Raw genomic sequence first — 22,652 nt, 5'->3', positions numbered from 1 at the left:
TCTCGCTACACTTCGGTTATGCCGTCCTCGCTTGGAGTAGCCGCAGCGGAGATAGTCGGCGGCATTACTTTCATTGCCTGTGCGGCAAGAAAAGCCGCTCCGACAAGCAAGCGTGGACTTGGTCTTCCAGGGTATTTTCCGAGCGGGTCACCATCAACGGTCCCTTCTTTGTAATACAAAGAAGTCACAGAAAAGTGGACGGGTTGTTCTTTGTCCTGTAACTGCAAAATCAGCAATGCGCTTGGCGTCACGTGCAAGTTGATTTTCAGCTTACCTTTTTCTTCAGATAGGTGAATTTTTCCAGGTTGCCCAAGTTTTTCCCAAACGAGTTGAGCGACTGGTTTTTTTTGCTTGGCGACCCACACGCCATGACGTTTAAGTATGTGCACTGTGCCGTATGCAGCAGTTCCTACTTTTAACCAGATAGGGGTAGCATCAGGTACATTGCTTAGCAATCCACTTGGAAAGGTACCGAAAACGGGAGAGCCGTCTACGAGCCATTTATCGTCTTGAGAGTGTCCTGTCTGAGTGAAAATTGGCATTCTTGACTGAAAGCATAGGGTTGTCGTATACTCATCTTACCGAAGACGATATGTCTGCCGATTTTGGCCTGAAGGCACGACATTGCAGCGGTAGGTGGGGCCTCAGACAACCACCTGGACGGGGATCATGATTCATTTCATGTACGGTATTTGAAAAAATACTGCGGGCGCCGTCTAAGAAAAAGGACCTTTTCACCAAAGGTCCTTTTTTTTGCACTCAGCAATGCATGACGCTTTGAAACTCCTGCATTGTTGAGCTTCCGTCACCTAGCCCTACCCACCCACCTGCCAAGGGCGTCATGAAAACGTGGTTTGCGCCTGAAGAGTGTCCTGCTTGAGTGAGTATGGACAAGCAGCTTGCACCTCTCGCATGAGCGAGCCAAATTGGGGTCCTTGGATTCAACCGGTCATTGCAACGCTGCAGTTAGTGTATCTGCCGGACAGCTGTACCCCAAGGTTTTTCGAGGCCTTCCATTTAGCTTGGATGCCACTTCGTTGAGTTGTTCCTGGCTGTAGATGGATAGATTGCTACCCTTTGGGAAATACTGACGTAACAGGCCATTGGTGTTTTCGTTACTACCGCGTTGCCAAGGACTGCGGGGATCGCAGAAATACACCTGCACATTGGTTGCCACTGTGAATCGCTTGTGCTGGGCCAATTCACTACCTCTATCCCAGGTCAGCGTACGCATGATCTCTTTGGGTAATTGTTGAACTTGGGCTGTCAGCGCGTCAACTACGTTGGTTGTGTCTTTGCCTTTGAGCTTGACTAACAAGGGTAATCTCGGTTTAGGTGCAAATAGTAACGGTAAGGTGCAAGGGTTTACCCTTGGTTTTTATGGCAACAATGGACAATGTGGCCTCCCAATCGAGTCACCAATGGCGGAAATTAACTTGGCTTAAACTGCGTCCGCAATTCGTCCGAGCTATATGTCAAACGCAGTCTCGATTTGATACAACTGTGGAACGCAAACGCGGCGTGGATTTGATACACCGTTATGTGGGGTGATTGGTTGTTTTGTCTTTGCTTGGCGCCTCTAGGCTGCTTGCTCCTCCTGTGTATCAAGGTGACTGCGTTTTCGTTTGAGTAGGGCATTGCTGCTGGCGGCAATCACACCGGCACGCCGCTTATCTTTCAGGCGATAGGAGTCTCCTGAGATCGGGACCACATGGGCGTGGTGGAGCAGTCGGTCAAGTAGCGCCGCTGTCAGCGTTGCATCGTCTGCAAATGTCTGGTCCCATTGCCCAAACGGCAGATTGGAGGTCAGGATGAGACTTCCCACTTCATAGCGTTTGGCAATGACTTGGAACAGAAGATTCGCCTGTTCCCGATTCATGGGTAGGTACCCGACTTCGTCAATGATCAACAGCCGGTAGGGACGCACGATGCGTTTGATAGCCTCTTCCAGGGTGTTCTGCCGTAGTGCCGTGCTCAGTGTCATCAGCAGATCTGCCGCCGTGATGAAACGCGTCTTGATTCCAGCCTGGGTTGCCCTGTAGCCCAAGGCGATGGCCAAGTGGGTTTTGCCCACCCCACTGGCGCCCAGCAAGACCACGTTCTCGCTGCGCTCCACGAAGGCCAGACTGCCAAGCTCCTGCACCAGAGTTTTGGGCACACCGCTGGCAAACTGGAAGTCAAACTCATCGAGCGTCTTGATGGCGGGGAAGCCCGCTATGCGCGTGAGCATGGCGCGCGTTCTCTCCACCCTGGCCAGAGCCTCGCCACGCAAGGCTTGCTCCAGGAACTCCAGGTACCCCAGCTCTTTCTTGGCCGCCATTTGCCCCAAGTGGGCAAGCTGATCGGGTAAGTTGAGCAGGCGCAGCTGATCACACAGTTCACGCAGTCTTTCCATTTGCAGGCTCATGGTCGTCCTCCTGCTGAGGCTTGGTTGTGCACCAGCGTGTCATACATCGCCAGAGGATGCTGCAGGCCTCGCCATGCCGCGGCTGGAATTGGCCGGACTGCTGCGCCGCTACCGGTGACTTTTTGCAATTGACGCACTGTTCGCCCACTGTAGGCGCTGGGGATGGCCAGCAGATGTGCGCGCTCAGTTTGCAAAGCCAGTGCCGGCACACACCCAGTGGTTCCGTGGATCCGCACATTGGCAACGTCACGCAGCCAGGTGCGCATTTCCCGATTGGCTGTGTCCGCGTCCACCACCAAGCCTTGCTGCTTCATACTCGCCACCAATGTAACCGGTCACTGTCCGGCGTTCTTGCGAACTGATTGCAGGTACCAAAGAATGCGCCCTGATCAACAAACAGGACGGGGTCGGATATGGAAGAGACGCAGAGCGTGCTCAGGCGTGCAGTGTTGAGTGAACAGACTTGGGCTGAGGTACTGGATCGTTTTGACCGCGCTGGATTGACGATAGATGAATTTTGCAGCCGCGAAGGCATCAGTCGCAGCAGCCTTGCTCGCCGACGCACGCTTAGGAATAAACAGAGGGGAATCGCGTCCCCGCTGCGAACGAACAAGGTAGCCCCCACCACCGTGCCGAAGGCGGCGTTCGTTGATCTGGGCGACCTTGCTGGAGTGCACGGCAGCGGCAATGGAGCCATGGAGTTACGCATCGAACTCGGCTCGGGCATGAGTTTGCATCTGGTACGCCGGTAATGTTCTTTCCCGAGGGCCGCATTCGCGTGTTCCTGTATGGCCAAGCTGCCGATATGCGCCAGTCCTACGACGGCTTGTACGCTCTGGCACGCCAGGGGTTTGAAGTGGATGTGCTGGCCGGACACATGTTTGTTTTCATCAACCGGCGGCAAACACAGATGAAGGTGCTGTACTTTGACCGCAGCGGCTGGTGCCTGTGGTGCAAGCGTTTGGAGAGCGGCAAGTTCTCCCGTAAAGGCGTTCAAGGCGGCAGTGGCGAGATCGACTGCACGGCGCTCAAACTGATGCTCGAAGGCATCGAAGTGCGCCGACGCCACAAACGCTACCAACACCCTGCGCGGAGGTGACGATGTGCCCATTTTCAATCCGGAGAAGCACTCTTTTGCTTTGTCCCTAAAGGCCGCAAGATAAGGCCCATGTCGATGCCCAATACCAGCACTCCCACATTTACCGTCGAAACGGTCATGGGGCTGTCGCCGCAGAGCATCGCGCAGACACTGCAAGCACAGGCCGCCAGCATCAGCGCGCTGGAGCAGCAGCTCGAATGGTTCAAACGCCAACTCTTTGGCAAGAAGAGCGAGCGCTTTGCACCCTTGCCCGATGCGCAGCAAATGCACCTGGGGCAACTCCTGGGCGACCTCCCTGCCACTGATGCGCCCGAAGCCGACTCCGACTCCAACACCATCCCTGCACACCAGCGACGCAAACCCCGCAGCAACTTTGCCGACGAGGGCACGCCCGCATCGTTCTTTGACGAAACCAAGGTGCCCGTGCACACCATCGAGCTGGCCAACCCCGAGACCAAAGACCTCTCGCCCGATCAGTACGAGGTTGTCAGCCAGAAGGTCAGCCACCGCTTGGCACAGCGCCCCGGTGCCTATGTGGTGCTGAAGTATGTGCGCTCTGTCATCAAGCGCCACGACACGCAAACCCTGCACTGTGCGGGCGCGCCAACAGGCATCATTGAGGGCAGCCGCGCTGACGTGAGCTTGCTCGCAGGCGTTGTTGTTGACAAGTTTGCCTGGCACATTCCGCTGTACCGGCAGCACCAGCGCCTGAGCCAAGCGGGCTTCAAACTCAGCCGGGCGTGGCTGACGCAACTGGCGCAAAAGACCATTTCCCTGCTGGAGCCGATTTACGACACGCAGCTCGAGTCGATCCGCAACAGCCGGGTCAAGGCAATGGACGAGACCCCCATCAAGGCCGGGCGCAGTGGGCCCGGCAAGATGAAGGCGGCCTACTTCTGGCCTGTGTACGGCGAACTCGATGAGGTGTGCTTTGCCTATTTCGAGTCGCGCCGCCACGAGCACGTACAGCAGGCATTGGGGCTGCCAGGGGCCACAGATGCCGTGTTGCTCACTGACGGCTATGAGGCCTATGCACGTTACGCTGCCAAGACCGGCATTACGCATGCCCAATGCTGGGCGCACTGCAGGCGTGGCTTCTTTGAAGCTCTAGGGGCCGAGCCACAGGCCGCTGGCCAGGCGCTGCAGCAAATTGGCGAGATTTACGCCCAGGAAGAAGCCATTCGTGAACGTGACCTCTACGGGGATGCCAAACGAGAGCACCGTCTAAGCCACAGCAAACCGCTGGTGCAGAACTTCTTTGAATGGGTGGATTTGCAGTTCGAGCGGCAAGGCTTCCTGCCCAGCAATCCGTTGACCAAGGCATTGGCCTATGCACGCGAGCGCCGCGCGCAACTGCAGGTGTTTCTGGGCGATGCGGATGTGGCCATGGATACGAACCATCTGGAACGCGCCTTGCGCGCGATACCAATGGGCAGGCGCAATTGGTTATTCTGCTGGACGGAGGTGGGCGCCAAGCGCGCGGGCATCATGCAGAGCCTGATCGTGACATGCCGTTTACATGACATTGACCCCTACACCTACCTGGTTGATGTCTTGCAACGCGTAGGCCACCACCCCGCCTCCAGAGTTTCAGAACTGACGCCTCGTCAATGGAAGCAGCACTTCGCCGAGAATCCATTGCGTTCACCATTACACGGTTTGGTAACGTAGGCAATAACGCCGGACAGTGACCGGTTACCCACCAATGGCACCCAGAAGCTGCGCCGGATGTAGCCATTCATGCGTTCGACTTTGCCCTTGGTCTTGGCCCGATAGGGCTTGCACACCCGCGGCACAAAGCCATGGTGGTGCGCAAAGTCAGCAAAGGCACCCTGGAACTGGTGCAGGTTCTTGCCGTAGGCGTCACGCTTGAGGATGACGGTCTTCATGTTGTCGTACAGCACTTCACGGGTGACTCCACCAAAGCTCTCGAACGCCCTGACATGGCACGCCAGTAGTGTCTCCAGCTTCATGTCTGTGACGAACTCCGCGAAGGTCGCCCGGCTGTGGCCCAGCGTTGCCACAAACGCCGCCAACATGCCGTCTTTATGCCCAGCCTTGCGGAACTCGATCCAGTCCATCTGCATTTGCTCACCGGGCTGGGTCTCGAACCGCACAACCGGATCCGGGCGCGCCTGTGGACGCAACTCCTTGAGGTACTCCTGCAGGATGCGCACGGAGCCCGTATACCCCTGTGCGGCAATCTCACGCTGCAGCACCGTTGCTGGAATCCAATCAGGCTTGGCCGCCTGAATACGTCCAGCCAGGTAGTCCTTGAATGGATCGAGCTTGCTCTTACATGCCGGCAGTTTCTTCATGGCCGGCGGACCACCCTCCAAATACTTACGCACCGTGTTGACTGCCATACCAGTTTGCACCGATATCTCGCGCAAGCTCAGCCTGTGTTTCCTTAATACCTTGAGTTCCATGTACTCCTCGTTCGTAATCATTGCCAGTCCCATCCATGGTTCGGATGGCTTGGCACGTTAGTCGAGGTGTATCAATTCCTCACCGCGTTCTCGTGTCATTTTCATACTGCGCGTGACAACCTACATACCGCGCCTATGAATGTCCAGCATCTACTGCCAAGGTTAACGCTTCACCGTCAGTTTGCCGAAGACCTTTGGGCGGCCAAGGCACCCTGCTTTGCATTGGGCATGGTGGAGGAGCGCCAAGAGCCGATGGGCCTGTTGGCACTGCGTCCACCCAAGGCCATGCCGAAGGAAGCCATGGCCTTGGGCTTCAATTTGGCTAAATACGCCCATCCCCTCTACAGGGACTTCCAGTTAAAGCAAGAGCGGATTTTTTTCTACCTTTTCGCATTCCCACATTTGAAATCTGACCAGTTGACGTTTGCTCGGGAGAGATACCAAGCAAGGACAGACTGCACATCTACAGGCGGGCTTGTTTCGGTGGGTTTCACCGAGGCCCCAGATACGAACCGCTCAGCAGGACTCCATTCGAAAAGCGTGATCAGGCACAGCCTGCCACTGAGGGAATGTCGAGTTCATCTGCTGCCGGTCTGACCTGTGGTGAGCATCTTCGAGCGCACGTCTGTTGGCAAAAAATCAATATTTTGGTTGCGCGATCTGACTGTGCCTAGGCAACTGACACTGCACCCGGATAGGTTGGGACGTGATCAGGGTCGAACGTTGTTCCCCTTGTCAGCACGCTCCAAAGTATTCTGGCATTTTTGTTGGCCAGCGCTACGACCGTTTTTTGCCAGCCAATGCGCTCCTTGAGTTGCAGCAGCCACTTGCTAATGCGGTCGCTACGTTTGCCTGCACTCATGACGGCGGACTTCGCCCCCTGAATGAGCAGGGTACGCAAGTAGGTGTCGCCACGTTTGGTGATGCCACCAAGCTTGGCTTTGCCTCCCGTTGAATTCTGACTCGGCGCCAGGCCAAGCCAGGCCCCGAATTGCCTGGCACTGTGGAACTGGGCGAAATCGCCCACCGTCGATACCAGTGCGGATGCCGTCAGCGGACCTATCCCAAGCAATTGGGCGGCCTTCTTTGCCTGCTCATCACTCTTGACGTGGGCGCAGATCCGTTCGTCGCACCAGGCTATTTCCTTGTCAAGTTCTGTGTAGTGTGAATTCGCACGGTCAAGTGCTAAACGCGCCACCGTTGGCAACTCGTTGCTGGCGTCCTCAAGGACCTCTTGTATCGCCCCTCTTAACGCTTCTGGACTTTGGGGGAACACCAAACCGAATTCAGTGAGGAGTCCGCGAATGCGATTGAGGCAGGCCGTCCGTTCTTCCTTGTAGCCTTCACGCAATCTGTGAACGGCCAACTGCCCTTGCTGCTCGCAGGTCTTTATAGGCACGAAGCGCATCTGTGGGCGACCGGCTGCCTCGCAAATCGCTGCCGCATCGTTGGCGTCATTCTTCCCGCTCTTGCCTGCCATACGATAGGGCGTAACGAAACTGCCGGCAATAAGTCTGGCATCCAAACCCATGGCACGGAGGCGGCGTGCGACGTGATGCGCACCTCCACAGCTCTCCATTGCCACCAAGCAGCCTGAGGGCAAATCTGAGCACCAGGAGAAGAACCTATCCCGAGAATATGCCTTGGCCAGGGTGACATCCCCAAGCTGCGTGATGGCGTGCACTTGGAAATACTTCTTGGAAAGGTCAACACCGACCCGAACAATGGCCGCCAGTGAAATGTCGTTCATGGGATACCCCTTTCAGTTGATGAATGGACTCGACATTCCGATCTTGGCTAACTTGTTGCGCCAGGGCAATCGCGGAAGTCCCTTCATATTCGAAAAGGTAAAACGAGCAGATTTCAGAGCCAGGAGGGGGACAAAAGCGTCGAATCTAGATGTGACAACAGATTCTGGCCAACTTTTTCGTTATAGGGAACCAAGGCGTAACTGCTGTTGATCGAAATCCATTTGATACCCCATCGCCCGATAACCTCGCTGCCTCTTTTCCCACATCCTGTAGAGTTGCGGATGATCCTGTTCGACGTAGTCGTAAATCAAGATGTCGCTCTTGTCCGCATGGTCACGGTGTAGGCGTCCGGCGTATTGCTGCAGCGTTCCTGTCCATGAGATCGGCAGCGTCAGGATCAGCGTGTCCAACGGCGCATGATCAAAACCCTCGCCGACCAGTTGGGCGCTGGCTAACAGTATGTGCGGTGCGTCGTGGGGCAACTCCGCCAGGGCCTTGATGATCGCCTGGCGTTCCTTTGTCTTCATGCGACCGTGCAGCATGAAGCATGGGAACTCGACATGCGCCAGTTGCGCGTGCAACAGGTCAAGGTGTTCCGTCCTTTTGGTCAGCAGCAGCACCTTACGCCCGTTTTTCAAGGCAGTGGTCGCATCGGCGACGATACGTGCGTTTCGATGGGCGTCCACGGACAGCAACCGTATGACCTCTTGAATACTGGCGTTCGACGGAATGGCCGGAGTTGGAAGATGACGGACCCGAACCATTAACTGATCTGGTACATGTGCCGGACGTTTTGCAATATGCCTGACGGGGCCCGACTGCATGAAAATGATCGGATGGTGCCCGTTACTGCGAACAGGGGTGGCACTGAGCCCCAGGACGTAGCGTGAGTTGGCCTGCTTCAATACCGCCTCGAATGTTGCGGCCGTTAAATGATGCGCCTCGTCAATTATTACCTGCCCGTATTGGCTAAACAGTTCGGGCAGATCGTCACGGCGCGCAAGGCTTTGAATGACTGCAATATCGAGCATGCCGGTGGGCTTCTTTTTCCCGGCACCGATCAGTCCAATTTTTTGGTCGTCCAATCCAACGAAACTACCAAGCCGCTCATGCCATTGCCGCATAAGGTCGGCGCGGTGCACAATCACCAAGGTACTAACCTTTCTCTTGGCGATAACGGCTGCTGCGGTGACCGTCTTTCCAAACGCGGTGGGAGCAATGAGCATGCCGAAATCATGTTTTGTAATAGCTTCGAGGGCTTCCTGCTGATCCGGACGCAGCACGCCATTGAACGTCGCGTTCATTCGTTGCCCCACCGAACGCGCGTCCTCGAGACGGAGTTCAATTCTATTTGTAGCGAGCAAGGCCTCGACGTCGCTCAGACAACCTCGCGGCAACGACAGGAATTTTTCGTGGTTTTCTGCGCGACTGATGATCCGGGGTGTGTTCCATGTGGACCTGAGCCCGGCCTGAAGTTTGTAGAACTCCGGATTTTGGAACGCTGCAACACGGATTAGGCGGTTCATCAAGGGTTGTGGAAGGCTGGCCTTTTCGATAAACAATTGGGCGGCCATTGTTGCCTTCACCGCTGTCACTTTTCACCACATACAGGCCAATTGGTTTTCGGCACATAGGAGCCACCCCGTTTTCGGCATAAACGAGCCAGAGCGTTTTCGGCACATATAGGCCATTTGGTTTTCGTCATATAGGAGCCAGCCGGGGGATTGGACGGGCATCTCGAACGCGACGTAACTGTCGTTACCTTCTGAATTTTTTGTTCAGGATTAACGGATGGGTCGCAGAAAGATCGAGATGCATGAATACAGAAACGTTTTATCCAGAAACAGACGCAGGACCCCGACGCTTTGCTGACCTGGGTGTGCCGTGACCATGTGGACTGTCTGGACCCCCGAAAAGACCCCTTGGAGTTAACGCCCAGAGGTGCCCAGGCACCGCAAGACAAGAATCGCGACGAGCGCCTGGCCATCGCCCAATTGCTGGATGCCAAAATGCTTGAGTTTGAACGCACCGACAATGGCAACCAGTTGGAGTTGTTGGCCCAGATGGCCCCCTATATGGAGCTGTTTCAACAATTGATGCAGTCGGCGCAGAAAGAAGAGATGAACGTCCTGTGCGAGGCGCACCCGGAGCTTGATCGCTTTGTCCAACTGTTGGCGCATATTGCCCAAGGCATCCAGTCGGGGGCAATCACCGTGCCGCGTTAACTACGCATGCCCACATGCATCACTCAAATTCATCCTGTTTTGGCAGCCGTCTGAAATTTCCGCCGGTTTGGGCGTGGAACCCCATCTAGCAAATTGGGGGGGCAGGACGTGGCACCCGGAAAAGTCACGCTACCGCAGCGGACCCAAGGTCACCAAAGTTGCTTATTTTGACCGCGCCATCCGGAAAGCGCGCAATCACGTCCAACTGCCCACCCATCGCTTCAATGTGACTGCGCAGCGTTGATAGATACATGTCCGTGCGTTTTTCCATTTTGGCGATAGATGGCTGCTGGACGTGCAACACCTCGGCCAGCATCTTTTGGGACAGGCCACGGGCTTGCCGTAATTCGTTGAGTGGCATTTCGGCAAGCATCGCTTGTGCCTTAACCGCTGCCCTCGCTTGGGCCTGGGGCGCCATGCGCGAGCGCAAGTCAGAGAATTTGTTTGCCATTTATCAGTCCTTCCTTCCGAAGTTGCTCTATGTGTTCATCGTAGAGTCCGTCCGCAATCGGGATGTGTACGTCATACCACCGGTCGTCCCCAGTCTTATCGCCTCCGATCAGCAGGATGGCCGACCGTCTAGGGTCAAACGCATATAGAGTTCGATACGGTCGCCCATCGTGCTGCGTGCGCAATTCACGCATATGGCTGTGTTTCGATCCGTTAATCCCGCTGCTGTGAGGAAACCCCAAATTCGGGCCTCGATCCTCCAGCAAGCGCACGGATGCATCCAGAGACTCTTGTTCATCTTCAGACAGACCGTTCCACCACTCGCCGAATTCGTCTGTGTACTCAACATCCCAAATCATGCGACAAGTATAGCCTCCATGGAATATTCCGTCAATGGAATAAAGCAGAGCTAAAAGAACGCGCTATCCTGCCCATCCCTTTATGACCGCGCCCCAAACGCATCACCCATCTGCCTAGCCCGTTTGACCTCATCGGTGTGCAGGTAGATCGACGTTGTGGCCACCGACGCGTGGCGCAAATTGTCGCGCACGGTGGTCAGTTCGGCACCGCGCGCCAAAGCATGCGTGGCGTGCGTGTGCCTCATCCAATGCGGACTGGCTTTGCGCAGCTTTTCCGCAGTGGCAGGTGCCTCCTTTTCGATTGCAGTCGCTACCGTGGTGAAGAATCGTTTCATAAGGCTCCAGACCCTGGTGGCGGTGATGCCCGATTTTCCGTCTGGGTCGCCCAGGTCGGCAATCAAGGGGGTGGAAGGCTCCCAATGCGCTGGCGTAATGGGCAAACCCCGTTGCATCAGCGAGTGGTCCAACGCGGAGCGCACCAGCGGCGGCAGTGCAACTTTGCCCGACTTGCTGCCCTTTCCAACCAATTTGATCCAGTGGTCGCCATGCGAATCGACTTCGATTTGTCCCAGTTTGGCGCCGACCAGCTCGCTGACCCGCAGTCCCGTGGCATATGCAAAGTCCAGCACAAAGCGCAAACGCTGCGCCGCCGGTACCTGCCAACCATAGGTCCATTCCAGCCCGTCGGCCACCGCACGGATGATGGCCCATTCCCCTTCAGAGAACACCCGCCCCGTATCCATAGGTGCCGCGTGCGAAGCACCACGCACTTTGACCCCAGAGAATGGGTTGGCCAACACATAGCGCTGCTCCATGAGCCAGCGAAACATGGCACCAAGGACCGCCAAGGCATAAGCCACAGAGCGGGGTGCCAAACCGCCCACAAAGGGTTTCCAGTCCGGTGATGTTCGCGCCTGGGGTGGGCCAATCCACCGCCTGGCCGGTGTCGGGTGCCGCAGAAACGCCCGGTAAGCAATGGCGTCTTCCGTGTTCAGGGAAGATAGTGCTTTGCCGCGTTCGACGATGGCCCACAGGATCAGTCGCTCGGCCTCTTTTCTGTAAGCACGCTGGGTGGCGGCCGCCTCGTGCAAGGACAGCCAAGCCTGGACAGCTTCGTAGTCATTGGCAGAATTCAGCGTGCAACTCTCAGGTGGCGCACGAAAGGTCCCACGGGAACCATCCACCTCACCGGGCACCACGAGCATCTCCCAGGGCTGCACTTCCTGCTGGGCATTGCGAACGATCAGGGCACGAGCGCGCTCAACAAGCTGCGGGTGCTGGGAAAAGAAGGCCTCAATCTGCCGGGCACCAGTCACTCCCAGCCCAGGTACAGCCACCCACCAGCGCCGCCGGCGCGGTACGCGCACAGTTAGGTCGGCCAGGGTGTCGATGCCATGGGCTTTCAAGGACCGCACCGAGCGCTCAGACAGCCACAAACCGATATCGTCGGTGATTTGCGGCGCTGGCGGGGTAATGGTGCGCAGCAGTTCAATGGCGGCAACAGCCGCGCGGCTGTGCTGGATGCGTTTCTGTTCGGAATGCTCAAAGGCACTGGCAAGATCCTCGCGTCTACGAAGCCTTGCAAGGGTCGCCAGCTTCCTGCGGATGTTCCCTATTTGAGATCGTGAAGACTGCCCCGAAAGCCGTTGGTCACCCAGATACTGGTCAACAGCATCCCGGGTGGACATTCCTGAGTACCAAGCGCGCAGGGCGGCAAGCTCAGCCGTTCGCGGAAATCCATCGATTTCTGGGCCATTTGTTTTTGCCAAACTGGCTACCTCGTACTTTTGCATTTATTGAGTTTATGACTAAATTGAATCTAGCGTGGTAATAATTGTTATCTCGATAGCACGCATTTAAAGCAGCCTTTTTACACCCAACTTGGGATGCTTCCTCTTCAAAAACGGTGCGAAATCTCAACCAAGATACGCAATTGACGGGTGTGGTTCGACTTTGTGCGTAACCACAGAACAGAGCCACCAATTCCAAACCCCGCCCTCATTCCAGTGCAAACCAGGGCACTTTTCTGGTCCTAAACCTACCAAAAACACCGAATTGGACTGCGTCTTTGACCGTCTCTTTCAGGCTGAAAGCGGTCTTTACGTTTTAGATGGCAGGCAAACAATGGCGGCCATAGGCGGACAAAAGTACCAAGGCGCGGCCCGCCACTATTTGTCCTCTCGATTGAAAGGTTGGGCATCCCCCTTTGACCTCACACTCCATTCGCTCCAGTATCTATCACTGGCTGAGACCAGAGACTCGTAGCTAACCTCAACTTCAGACGGCAGCATGACACGCATAGCATCGTATTCAAGCTCAAGAGTCCCCATAACGCAATCGAGAAGTAGCGGCTGCTCGGAGGTGACATAAAGAATTTCAGGCATTCGCTCTTGTATCTTTGTTATGTCTTGACTTGGCTCCTCGTCGTACTCGCTATAGACAACCTTGGTGTGACCCGTTAGTTCAATTCGGAATGAAGTTCCAGGCTCATCGAACATTCCGCGTAGATACTCAATCTCGACCTCAAGCATTAACGTTCCGGGAACGCTGTCGTCAATGTACTTGAGCACGCCGTCGTGAAAAACACCCCAGATATCGCGCTTCATCTAAGGCCTAACGAGTAATGTATGAAAACGTCATCGGACTCCTACAACTGAGCATGCCGCTGGATGACCGCTTCCGCTGCAGTGCCGGTCTACGATCTTCTCCATTGCGGACCTTCATCTCCAGCAGGTAGGGTGTACGCAACTATGACCGCCCCCAATCGAAGTTAGGCCGCTCTAACTTCGTTGAGCAGATCAGGGTGACGCTCAAGCACCTTGAGCAACTTAACGAGGGCCAGCGGAGGCTTGGTCTTGCCGTTTTCGTAACGAGAAAAGGCATTGACCCCACCACCGAATATTTCAGCTGCCTGGCGCTGGTCTAGGTCGAGCCGCTTGCGCATGGTGGCAATGTAGGCGGGATCGACATAGGCCGCGTTTACCTGGCGCTGAAACTGGCCCAGCATTTCGCTGTAGCGGTCACCGTGTTCACGGTTCAGTACCACCTCACCGCAGGCTGGGCAAAAGTCACCCGTCACCGCTGGTATGGTGGCGGATTCGCCCTTGTAGGTATAGGGCATATCGCGGGTGTCGTGGATCAGTTCGGCGGCACCGCAGCATGGGCATTTCATGGTCACAGCTCCTTGAAAGAAACAATTAAAACGTCATCAATAACGGTCAGCTTCAAGTACACATCGGTACTATTGGCTATCTTGGTGTGGTACACGTCCTGCCAAATTCGGTGATCGGCATGGGTTGTCATGCTCTTGTAGAAGTCGGCGGATGTGAGCGACATGACAACTGCGCACATCCCAGCCAGGTCATTGATACCCAAATCACGCGCACCGCTGAAGGCGCTTGCCGTTGCACGAACCATTCCAGCGGCAACCAAGGCCTGAACGACTGGCAGCTTGCAGTGAAGGGTGCCCTTTTCCATACTGCAATTATAACCCAATAGGTTAATTGAGCAATTGGGTTAGTTCCGGGGGTTTTGTGGCTTATGGCTTAGAACGCCAATAGCGCGTTCAAAAAGCCACAAAAGTGCGCTTTTGGATCGCCACAAACACGCGCCGGTTTACGTGCAAATCGTATCGGTAAGCAATGCTCAGTCTTTCAAAATCAACAACTTACAACGTGCCGCTTTTTGGATGGTGCCGGTTTGCGTGCAGATAGTAACGCTAAGCACCGATCACAACGTTGGGCTTCTGCCAGCCAAAATGTGGACAACTTACTAGAACGGCGCGACTTGGGTTTTCTTTTTCGTCGTGGGCATGCGCTGCAACAAGTCATCCAGGAATCGTTCTAGCTCGAAGGCAATGGTTCCCCGGAAATTGATGTGGCTAAAGTGCACAGGCCCCATGCGGCGCACCCAGTTATCGTCAATGGGTTGTCTTCTGGCCTTCCAGTCATCCACCACTTGCTGCATTTTCATGGTGTTCCAGGCAATGATGGCGTTCGTCAATAGCGTATGGGCACCAGAAATCGCCCACAGCTCATCGCGCCTGCGTCCACGTTGGGTTCCTATGCGGCCCTGGTGAACAGCGCGCTGCAACTGGTGGACAGACTCGCCACGATCCAGCAGTGCATGCATCTCCCGGCGGAATTCTGGTTTGCTGAAATAGTCGCACAGAAAAATGGTGCGCAGCAGTTTGCCAATCTCGTCAGCGGTGGAATGCAACTTGTCCCCCTTGGCTGCACTGCCAAGCCTTTGCAGCCCTTCTCTGGCGGTGAGCCGCCCCTCGCGAATCGATGCCACAAACCGCAGAAATGTATCCCAGCCGACTTTGACCTTTTTAGGGCTGACTTTTCCTGTTCTCAAGCGCTCCAGTGACTCCGGCAGCTTGATGGAAGGCGGCAGGTACAGCATGCGCTCAGAGATTTGGCGCAACCTCACACAGAGGTCAAACTGCAAAAACTTTGCCACCGACATGGCCGCATTGGTGTACCCGTGGGTGTCGACTGCCAGCAGTGACAACTTGATTTGGTCCTCCCGTCGGGTCGCGTTATGGCTTTCCACGCCGTGGACTGCGCTGGCAGCCTGCCGATCATTGAGAACGATGGGCTGGTTGTAAAACAGCCCATATGAGTCCCGCACATGCGTATAGATACCAATACCTGGTTGCTTGCGGCGATATTCCATACGCGCCACATGTAAATGGCGCGACGTGTCCATCGTCATCGAATCGGCCGATGCCTTGTCACCGTCGCCCCATAACTTGGAGATGTCCATGGATTGCTGAAAATCCAGAATCCGTTCATTGGCCTTGGCCAAACGCCCCTGGCTCTCCATCGCCCGCATGGCAGATGCTATTTGCGACACCTGCACGCCAGGGATCATCTGTGCCACGCCCCTTGCGTCGTTGTCCGTCCCGTGTGCCAGCAGGGCACCATACAGTGCCGTCAACTCCTGTGCGGTCTTCGCCTTGCGCCCCAGCAACACCTCGCTAAAACCTGACCTGGCGTCAATTTCTACCAGCAGTTGCCCGTGCTGAACCGGGCCGATGATTTCAAAGATGGAATCCCCCGTTCGGGCGACTTCGGGCTCAACGTCCAAGGCAACAATGGCCGGAATGTGCAAATGTCCTTGTCCGTCAATCGTGACACGCCCTTCATCCACGGCGGTGGCGAGTTCAGAGAGGGAGTGCTGAACTTTTTCACAAAGTCGGGCAAGGATTTTTCCGGATCAGCTGTCAGGCTCATGGCGCTTAGGAAACCGCCGCGCATGGCCTGCCAATCTGAGATTGGAATGAGCTGCTCTTCGCGATCCCGGTGCTTGCGGCTGTGTGCAAGCCACAGTTTTCCGCCCTTGATCTCTTTGCGTACCGAGGACATGACACAGGCCTTGAGCGCTGCCAATGCCTTCTTGCGGTCCGGTAACTGTAGCATCGCACGCCAATTCGGCGCAGCCAGCGAGATGTCAAAGTCGCCAGGCAGTTCACCAACCCGGCGCTCAACCAGGTCGCGCAGAATTTTGACCTGTTTGAGTACGGTGTTATTGTCGTCACCCCGTACATCGAACACACCCATGGCATTGACCAAGGCAGAAATCCGGTGCGACTCATCCTCAACAAGTGATTGACGCACCAAAGATGCGCGACTGTCCTCGACGGTGTGCGGCTCGTTGGTGATCAGCTCCTTTATTGCGGCTACCTTTTGCTTGTCGGATAATTTCCCATCATAGAGAACAGCTTTGAGCTTCACACGCTCGGCGCGAAGGTCGGTGGATCTGCGGACTTGCAGTTTCTCGGCATGGTTGGATGCAAAGCGGTAAATGTCATTTAGCCTTCTGCCGGTGATGTCCGCGGACACGTCGGTCAGCTCGTACAACAGAGTATGCAGAAAGCAGCACAGCTCTAGTGCCTTGCGATCAGGTGCCAGGCGTTCGGTGTCATAGTGCGTATTTCGGCGAAGATGAACGGCGATTCCGGGATCGTGAACATGGATTCCGGCCAATATGAACGCAGCGGCAGTGAGGGACTGATATTGCGCTCTTTTATTTTAGGCCGAGGTGGTTTTTCGGCAGAGTGACTCCTTGTCAGGTTGGTTGATTGGGGCTTTTCTTAATCAACCCGCCGCGGACTCAGCGTTGGCGGTTTTGCCTTTTCCGGGTGCAGGTTTCTTTCGCAACGACTCACCCGTGATCGTGAAGCGATGATGGTTCTCCATTAACCGGTCCAGCATCGCATCGGCCACTGTCGGGTCACCAATCCACTCGTGCCAATGCTCAATGGGCAACTGACTGGTAATGATCGTGGCCCGACTTGATGTCCTGTCATCAATGATCTCCAGCAAGTCCGCCCGGCTCTGGCTGTCCAGCGCCGTCATGCCCCAGTCATCGAGCAGCAGGACATCGGTTTTGCGGATCTGATCGAGCCACTTGCCAAACGTGCCGTTGGCATGGCGGATACGCAATTCCTCCCCCAGTCGTGGCACCCGCTGGTAGTGGGCACTGAAGCCCCGCCGGCACGCATGTTGGGCCAACGCACAGGCCAGCCAGGATTTACCCGCCCCGGTCGGCCCCGTAATCAGCACAGCATGTCCGCTTTGCACCCACCCGCCCAGGGCCAGACTCATCACTGCACTGCGTTGAATGCCGCGCCCGGCGCGGCTGTCAATGTCTTCGATAGCCGCTTGCGGATACTTCAGCCTAGCCTGTTTCAACAGGCGGGTTTGGCGCTTGTCATTGCGCCAGTGCACCTCCCTGTCTACCAATAGCGCCAACCGCTCTTCAAAGCTCATGGCCGCCACGCCTGCTTGACTGAGCTGCTCCTGCAGCCCCGTGGCCAAGCCCTCCAGCCTCAATTCACGCAGTTGGGCCAATGTCGTATTCATCATCATGGGGGTCTCTCCATTCGTCTCTATTGGTAATAGCCAGGCCCGCGCACGTGAGCATGTGCCGGGCTGCTCCACTCGGGGGCCTCGGTCTTAAGCAACTGATCCCCGCGGTGTAACCGGTCACTGTCCGGCGTTATTGCCTACGTTACCAAACCGTGTAATGGTGAACGCAATGGATTCTCGGCGAAGTGCTGCTTCCATTGACGAGGCGTCAGTTCTGAAACTCTGGAGGCGGGGTGGTGGCCTACGCGTTGCAAGACATCAACCAGGTAGGTGTAGGGGTCAATGTCATGTAAACGGCATGTCACGATCAGGCTCTGCATGATGCCCGCGCGCTTGGCGCCCACCTCCGTCCAGCAGAATAACCAATTGCGCCTGCCCATTGGTATCGCGCGCAAGGCGCGTTCCAGATGGTTCGTATCCATGGCCACATCCGCATCGCCCAGAAACACCTGCAGTTGCGCGCGGCGCTCGCGTGCATAGGCCAATGCCTTGGTCAACGGATTGCTGGGCAGGAAGCCTTGCCGCTCGAACTGCAAATCCACCCATTCAAAGAAGTTCTGCACCAGCGGTTTGCTGTGGCTTAGACGGTGCTCTCGTTTGGCATCCCCGTAGAGGTCACGTTCACGAATGGCTTCTTCCTGGGCGTAAATCTCGCCAATTTGCTGCAGCGCCTGGCCAGCGGCCTGTGGCTCGGCCCCTAGAGCTTCAAAGAAGCCACGCCTGCAGTGCGCCCAGCATTGGGCATGCGTAATGCCGGTCTTGGCAGCGTAACGTGCATAGGCCTCATAGCCGTCAGTGAGCAACACGGCATCTGTGGCCCCTGGCAGCCCCAATGCCTGCTGTACGTGCTCGTGGCGGCGCGACTCGAAATAGGCAAAGCACACCTCATCGAGTTCGCCGTACACAGGCCAGAAGTAGGCCGCCTTCATCTTGCCGGGCCCACTGCGCCCGGCCTTGATGGGGGTCTCGTCCATTGCCTTGACCCGGCTGTTGCGGATCGACTCGAGCTGCGTGTCGTAAATCGGCTCCAGCAGGGAAATGGTCTTTTGCGCCAGTTGCGTCAGCCACGCCCGGCTGAGTTTGAAGCCCGCTTGGCTCAGGCGCTGGTGCTGCCGGTACAGCGGAATGTGCCAGGCAAACTTGTCAACAACAACGCCTGCGAGCAAGCTCACGTCAGCGCGGCTGCCCTCAATGATGCCTGTTGGCGCGCCCGCACAGTGCAGGGTTTGCGTGTCGTGGCGCTTGATGACAGAGCGCACATACTTCAGCACCACATAGGCACCGGGGCGCTGTGCCAAGCGGTGGCTGACCTTCTGGCTGACAACCTCGTACTGATCGGGCGAGAGGTCTTTGGTCTCGGGGTTGGCCAGCTCGATGGTGTGCACGGGCACCTTGGTTTCGTCAAAGAACGATGCGGGCGTGCCCTCGTCGGCAAAGTTGCTGCGGGGTTTGCGTCGCTGGTGTGCAGGGATGGTGTTGGAGTCGGAGTCGGCTTCGGGCGCATCAGTGGCAGGGAGGTCGCCCAGGAGTTGCCCCAGGTGCATTTGCTGCGCATCGGGCAAGGGTGCAAAGCGCTCGCTCTTCTTGCCAAAGAGTTGGCGTTTGAACCATTCGAGCTGCTGCTCCAGCGCGCTGATGCTGGCGGCCTGTGCTTGCAGTGTCTGCGCGATGCTCTGCGGCGACAGCCCCATGACCGTTTCGACGGTAAATGTGGGAGTGCTGGTATTGGGCATCGACATGGGCCTTATCTTGCGGCCTTTAGGGACAAAGCAAAAGAGTGCTTCTCCGGATTGAAAATGGGCACATCGTCACCTCCGCGCAGGGTGTTGGTAGCGTTTGTGGCGTCGGCGCACTTCGATGCCTTCGAGCATCAGTTTGAGCGCCGTGCAGTCGATCTCGCCACTGCCGCCTTGAACGCCTTTACGGGAGAACTTGCCGCTCTCCAAACGCTTGCACCACAGGCACCAGCCGCTGCGGTCAAAGTACAGCACCTTCATCTGTGTTTGCCGCCGGTTGATGAAAACAAACATGTGTCCGGCCAGCACATCCACTTCAAACCCCTGGCGTGCCAGAGCGTACAAGCCGTCGTAGGACTGGCGCATATCGGCAGCTTGGCCATACAGGAACACGCGAATGCGGCCCTCGGGAAAGAACATTACCGGCGTACCAGATGCAAACTCATGCCCGAGCCGAGTTCGATGCGTAACTCCATGGCTCCATTGCCGCTGCCGTGCACTCCAGCAAGGTCGCCCAGATCAACGAACGCCGCCTTCGGCACGGTGGTGGGGGCTACCTTGTTCGTTCGCAGCGGGGACGCGATTCCCCTCTGTTTATTCCTAAGCGTGCGTCGGCGAGCAAGGCTGCTGCGACTGATGCCTTCGCGGCTGCAAAATTCATCTATCGTCAATCCAGCGCGGTCAAAACGATCCAGTACCTCAGCCCAAGTCTGTTCACTCAACACTGCACGCCTGAGCACGCTCTGCGTCTCTTCCATATCCGACCCCGTCCTGTTTGTTGATCAGGGCGCATTCTTTGGTACCTGCAATCAGTTCGCAAGAACGCCGGACAGTGACCGGTTACCCCGCGGTTGACCAGGATGTCGCGGATATGGCTGTATTTGCAGGTGCCCAACTGCAGCGCCATCAAGCTCGCCGCTTCCAGCCTGGCATGGCCGTATCGGCGCCCCAGGGAGAGCAAACCCAAGCAGGCCCGGTAGGCATGTTCAGGGTGGCGCTGGCGCTCCAGCATCTTGCTCACTACCCCGGCCGTGGCCACGCCGATTTGCTCGCCCCAGGCCAGAAGCCGCTCCGGACTCCACTGTGCATGCGCCCGGTGTGCCTCTGGCATGTGTTCACCCGTCGTGGTGAAGCCGCCCCGGCGAGCGCTTCTGAGGTGGCTGCACACCCGCTGGCCCCGGTTCAGAATCTCCAGTGTGGTGCGGGTCACCCGCAGCTCCAGCGTCTGGCCCACCAGTGCATGTGGAACGCTATAGCGGTGGCCTTCAAACTCGACGTGATAGTCAATGTGTACTTTGACCGTCTTGAATACCGCAAGCTCAAACGGTTCAGGCGGCAGGGCCATCAATGCTGGCGCATCCAGGGCGGTAAACGCGCTTGCCCGGCATCCGGGCAGCTTCTGAAACGGTTTGTTGTTCAGATACTCCAGCAAAGGGGCAATGGCTGCGTTGACCTCAGTGACGCTACGAAACGATTGATGCCGCAGTCGCGCCAATATCCAGCGCTCAACAATCTGGACCGTGGACTCGACTTTGGCCTTGTCCTGCGGGTGGTAGGCACGCGCAGGTAGTACGCTGCAGCCGTAATGGCATGCAAAGTCCAGCACGGTGTCAGTAGCTCGGGGCTCGTAACGGCTGACCTGCGCAATCACTGCGCGCGGGTTGTCCGGCACGATTAGCTGCGGCACTCCACCATAGAAGGTCAGCGCCTTGACACACCCCTCCAGCCAATCTGCCGTGGTCTGTGCAGGTGTCGCCCACGCGAAGGCGTAACCTGAGGCGCCCAAGGCGGCCACGAAGATATTGGCTTTACCACCCTCGGCCAGCACAATGGTCGGGCCAGCGTAGTCAATGAACAGTTTTTCTCCGGCGCGATGCACTTGGCGCATTGAGCGCTTCAGTGTCTTGGCAAACCGGCGGTAGTGCTCGCAGAATTGGGTGTACTGGTAAGGCCTGACCTGGGTGTCTTCGGCCCACTTGGCGCAGTATTCTTGCCACAGCAGCATCAACGTAACGCCTTTGCCGCGCAGCTCCAAGTGCACCCGTGCGTAGTCAGGCGCAACAAAGACAACGGGCTCACTTTGCTGGCCCCGCAATTTGCGGTGTAACTCTCCCTCATCCAAGGTTTCTATGGCACTCCAATCCAGTCCTGCTGCAAGAGCCTGACGGATGTATTTGGAGATGACGCCTTTGGACAGTCCCAGGGCTTGGGATATCTGATCGTAGGGTAGCCTGCACTCCAGGCTCAATCTCAATGTTTCTTTAACTTTGCGCATCGCGATCTTTCGGGCGGGCATCCGGCCTCCTGTCAAAAATCAGGCAGCCTACCCGCCAGGGTGGTCTCATTTGCGCAACTTCAGTCCCCACTTCTATGCAGGCATACGCTTGCGCCACATTCGCTGTTCACGACTCCGAAATCAACGTTCACGATGCCGAAATCCTTAGCTGCAAGCTATCAAAACGCCCGTTCACGTTGCCCGAAATGGCTGTTCACGTTCGTCCGAAATACCCAATAGGGTGGACGATTGACTACCGCCTGGCTGTATGCCTCTCTGCGGGCAGGGGGAATGGCAGACAGATCCCATTCATGGACTTGCAGCGTTTTGAGGTAGGCCACCTTTTGGATAGTTTCATTCAGCGTCCTTGGGCCGTGCTTGGCGGGGGCGGTTCGCAGCCATTCCAACACTGACGCGCCAGTTGGGCCCCTGCGCTTCGAAAACATCCTGGACATAACGATGTCTAAATTGCGACGTGGCACACTTTGGCGCACCGTTGCAATGGCGACGTCGTCTTGGGCGGCAAACGCTTGCCGAGCTTGGTCCCGCAAGGTGCGGTCACCCGGCAACACATATTGGTTTTCGAACAGCCACACCTCGGCCGACTTCACCAAATCGTGTATCGATACTGCTGACTTGGAAAGGTGGGCCAAGACGTCGGTGACTTTATGCTGATCTTCTTGACCCAGTGCCTTATAGCCAGCGTAGTTGCGCGCCCAACGCTGGTGTTCAAACCGCGTAGTTGGCCGGGAATAAAGCGTTTTGAGCGACGCAATCTGTATCATTGCAGCGTTGACTCCAATCCTCTTGGACAGCGACTGAAGAAGCAGCCGAGGAAGGCCGGTGAACGAATCAAGAGATCGGCCAGTGGCACGCAGACTTACCAACAGAATGGCAGCACCGAGGCGGCCAATGCCACGGAAGTTCGACCGGATTTCCTCAACATCAGCGTCGCTGAGGCTGAAGTCTTCGTCAATCTCGTTTTGTGAAATGGATTTGGGCAGGCTTGTTTGACCGACAAACCGAAGGCGGTAACTTGGCAA

At 56.5% G+C, this 22,652-nt stretch carries 24 protein-coding genes and 2 pseudogenes; 5 read left to right on the top strand and 21 right to left on the bottom strand.

Going from position 1 to position 22,652, the window contains the following annotated elements; genetic code table 11:
- Positions 1-5 precede the first annotated feature (5 nt).
- The 4 genes and pseudogenes from RAE19_RS18520 to RAE19_RS19490 all read right to left on the bottom strand — a co-directional run bounded on the left by RAE19_RS18520 (position 6) and on the right by RAE19_RS19490 (position 2,721).
- Entirely contained in the window at positions 6-542 is a 537-nt protein-coding gene (locus RAE19_RS18520; protein ID WP_313876350.1) for a hypothetical protein, read from the bottom strand.
- A 399-nt stretch (positions 543-941) separates the two neighbouring features.
- Positions 942-1,327, bottom strand: a pseudogene (locus tag RAE19_RS18515) (IS30 family transposase); the annotation flags it as partial.
- Between the two features lie 252 nt (positions 1,328-1,579).
- The gene (gene istB / locus RAE19_RS18510; protein ID WP_313873548.1) at positions 1,580-2,407 is read right to left on the bottom strand and encodes an IS21-like element helper ATPase IstB; all 828 of its coding nucleotides are present in this window, start codon (positions 2,405-2,407) and stop codon (positions 1,580-1,582) included.
- Positions 2,404-2,721 (bottom strand): hypothetical protein, encoded by a 318-nt coding sequence (locus RAE19_RS19490; RefSeq protein ID WP_430962584.1) that lies wholly within the window; start codon positions 2,719-2,721, stop codon positions 2,404-2,406. Before RAE19_RS19490 ends, istB (RAE19_RS18510) begins: the two co-directional genes overlap by 4 nt.
- A gap of 99 nt (positions 2,722-2,820) precedes the next feature.
- Between RAE19_RS19490 and RAE19_RS18500 the strand changes: the two genes are divergently transcribed.
- The 3 genes from RAE19_RS18500 to tnpC (RAE19_RS18490) all read left to right on the top strand — a co-directional run bounded on the left by RAE19_RS18500 (position 2,821) and on the right by tnpC (RAE19_RS18490) (position 5,177).
- On the top strand, positions 2,821-3,159 hold the full coding sequence (locus tag RAE19_RS18500) for a hypothetical protein (RefSeq protein ID WP_313873005.1): 339 nt from the start codon (positions 2,821-2,823) through the stop codon (positions 3,157-3,159).
- Positions 3,159-3,506, top strand: coding sequence for an IS66 family insertion sequence element accessory protein TnpB (gene tnpB / locus RAE19_RS18495; RefSeq protein ID WP_313873004.1), 348 nt, complete (start codon positions 3,159-3,161; stop codon positions 3,504-3,506). The genes RAE19_RS18500 and tnpB (RAE19_RS18495) overlap by 1 nt, the downstream gene beginning before the upstream one ends.
- 69 nt (positions 3,507-3,575) lie before the next feature.
- The gene (tnpC, locus tag RAE19_RS18490) at positions 3,576-5,177 is read left to right on the top strand and encodes an IS66 family transposase (protein WP_313872998.1); all 1,602 of its coding nucleotides are present in this window, start codon (positions 3,576-3,578) and stop codon (positions 5,175-5,177) included.
- Here tnpC (RAE19_RS18490) and istA (RAE19_RS18485) read toward each other — a convergent pair.
- Positions 5,177-5,956 (bottom strand): annotated as a pseudogene (gene istA / locus RAE19_RS18485) (IS21 family transposase); the annotation flags it as partial. The gene tnpC (RAE19_RS18490) and the pseudogene istA (RAE19_RS18485) sit on opposite strands and share 1 nt — an antisense overlap.
- A 114-nt stretch (positions 5,957-6,070) precedes the next feature.
- Here istA (RAE19_RS18485) and RAE19_RS18480 point away from each other — a divergent pair.
- The gene (locus tag RAE19_RS18480; RefSeq protein WP_313876349.1) at positions 6,071-6,532 is read left to right on the top strand and encodes a hypothetical protein; all 462 of its coding nucleotides are present in this window, start codon (positions 6,071-6,073) and stop codon (positions 6,530-6,532) included.
- A 73-nt stretch (positions 6,533-6,605) separates the two neighbouring features.
- Here RAE19_RS18480 and RAE19_RS18475 read toward each other — a convergent pair whose 3' ends face one another.
- Entirely contained in the window at positions 6,606-7,670 is a 1,065-nt protein-coding gene (locus tag RAE19_RS18475) for an IS110 family transposase (protein ID WP_430962590.1), read from the bottom strand.
- Between the two features lie 195 nt (positions 7,671-7,865).
- The gene (locus RAE19_RS18470; RefSeq protein ID WP_313876347.1) at positions 7,866-9,260 is read right to left on the bottom strand and encodes a DEAD/DEAH box helicase family protein; all 1,395 of its coding nucleotides are present in this window, start codon (positions 9,258-9,260) and stop codon (positions 7,866-7,868) included.
- A gap of 291 nt (positions 9,261-9,551) precedes the next feature.
- Here RAE19_RS18470 and RAE19_RS18465 point away from each other — a divergent pair, with 291 nt between their 5' ends.
- Positions 9,552-9,911, top strand: a complete 360-nt coding sequence (locus RAE19_RS18465; RefSeq protein WP_313876346.1) for a hypothetical protein — start codon at positions 9,552-9,554, stop codon at positions 9,909-9,911.
- Between the two features lie 124 nt (positions 9,912-10,035).
- On the opposite strand, the gene RAE19_RS18460 is transcribed toward RAE19_RS18465, so the two are convergent.
- The 14 genes from RAE19_RS18460 to RAE19_RS18395 all read right to left on the bottom strand — a co-directional run bounded on the left by RAE19_RS18460 (position 10,036) and on the right by RAE19_RS18395 (position 22,652).
- Positions 10,036-10,362 carry an XRE family transcriptional regulator gene (locus RAE19_RS18460; RefSeq protein ID WP_313876345.1) on the bottom strand — a complete coding sequence of 109 codons (327 nt, stop codon included), beginning with the start codon at positions 10,360-10,362 and terminating at the stop codon, positions 10,036-10,038.
- Positions 10,343-10,720 (bottom strand): type II toxin-antitoxin system RelE/ParE family toxin, encoded by a 378-nt coding sequence (locus RAE19_RS18455; protein WP_313876344.1) that lies wholly within the window; start codon positions 10,718-10,720, stop codon positions 10,343-10,345. Before RAE19_RS18455 ends, RAE19_RS18460 begins: the two co-directional genes overlap by 20 nt.
- An 80-nt stretch (positions 10,721-10,800) precedes the next feature.
- Complete coding sequence (locus RAE19_RS18450) at positions 10,801-12,513, bottom strand: phage integrase family protein (protein WP_313876343.1); 1,713 nt, start codon at positions 12,511-12,513, stop codon at positions 10,801-10,803.
- Between the two features lie 375 nt (positions 12,514-12,888).
- On the bottom strand, positions 12,889-13,326 hold the full coding sequence (locus RAE19_RS18445; protein WP_313876342.1) for a hypothetical protein: 438 nt from the start codon (positions 13,324-13,326) through the stop codon (positions 12,889-12,891).
- 164 nt (positions 13,327-13,490) lie between these two features.
- Positions 13,491-13,892, bottom strand: coding sequence for a type II toxin-antitoxin system MqsA family antitoxin (locus tag RAE19_RS18440; protein ID WP_313876341.1), 402 nt, complete (start codon positions 13,890-13,892; stop codon positions 13,491-13,493).
- Positions 13,893-13,894: 2 nt separating this feature from the next.
- Positions 13,895-14,197, bottom strand: coding sequence for a type II toxin-antitoxin system MqsR family toxin (locus RAE19_RS18435; protein ID WP_313876340.1), 303 nt, complete (start codon positions 14,195-14,197; stop codon positions 13,895-13,897).
- 294 nt (positions 14,198-14,491) lie between these two features.
- Entirely contained in the window at positions 14,492-15,700 is a 1,209-nt protein-coding gene (locus tag RAE19_RS18430) for a Tn3 family transposase (RefSeq protein WP_313876451.1), read from the bottom strand.
- A gap of 29 nt (positions 15,701-15,729) precedes the next feature.
- Positions 15,730-16,713 (bottom strand): hypothetical protein, encoded by a 984-nt coding sequence (locus tag RAE19_RS18425; protein ID WP_313876339.1) that lies wholly within the window; start codon positions 16,711-16,713, stop codon positions 15,730-15,732.
- Positions 16,714-16,824: 111 nt separating this feature from the next.
- Positions 16,825-17,598 (bottom strand): IS21-like element helper ATPase IstB, encoded by a 774-nt coding sequence (istB, locus tag RAE19_RS18420; protein WP_313876338.1) that lies wholly within the window; start codon positions 17,596-17,598, stop codon positions 16,825-16,827.
- A 137-nt stretch (positions 17,599-17,735) separates the two neighbouring features.
- Positions 17,736-19,337, bottom strand: a complete 1,602-nt coding sequence (tnpC, locus tag RAE19_RS18415) for an IS66 family transposase (RefSeq protein WP_313872998.1) — start codon at positions 19,335-19,337, stop codon at positions 17,736-17,738.
- A gap of 69 nt (positions 19,338-19,406) precedes the next feature.
- On the bottom strand, positions 19,407-19,754 hold the full coding sequence (tnpB, locus tag RAE19_RS18410) for an IS66 family insertion sequence element accessory protein TnpB (RefSeq protein ID WP_313873004.1): 348 nt from the start codon (positions 19,752-19,754) through the stop codon (positions 19,407-19,409).
- The gene (locus tag RAE19_RS18405; RefSeq protein ID WP_313873005.1) at positions 19,754-20,092 is read right to left on the bottom strand and encodes a hypothetical protein; all 339 of its coding nucleotides are present in this window, start codon (positions 20,090-20,092) and stop codon (positions 19,754-19,756) included. The genes tnpB (RAE19_RS18410) and RAE19_RS18405 overlap by 1 nt, the downstream gene beginning before the upstream one ends.
- On the bottom strand, positions 20,053-21,630 hold the full coding sequence (gene istA, locus RAE19_RS18400) for an IS21 family transposase (RefSeq protein ID WP_346432767.1): 1,578 nt from the start codon (positions 21,628-21,630) through the stop codon (positions 20,053-20,055). The genes RAE19_RS18405 and istA (RAE19_RS18400) overlap by 40 nt, the downstream gene beginning before the upstream one ends.
- Positions 21,631-21,788: 158 nt before the next feature.
- Complete coding sequence (locus RAE19_RS18395) at positions 21,789-22,652, bottom strand: DUF4158 domain-containing protein (protein ID WP_313876337.1); 864 nt, start codon at positions 22,650-22,652, stop codon at positions 21,789-21,791.

Origin of the sequence: Rhodoferax potami (assembly GCF_032193805.1) — a bacterium.
Lineage (GTDB): Bacteria > Pseudomonadota > Gammaproteobacteria > Burkholderiales > Burkholderiaceae_C > Allorhodoferax > Allorhodoferax potami_A.
This window is presented reverse-complemented; position numbering and strand designations above follow the sequence as displayed.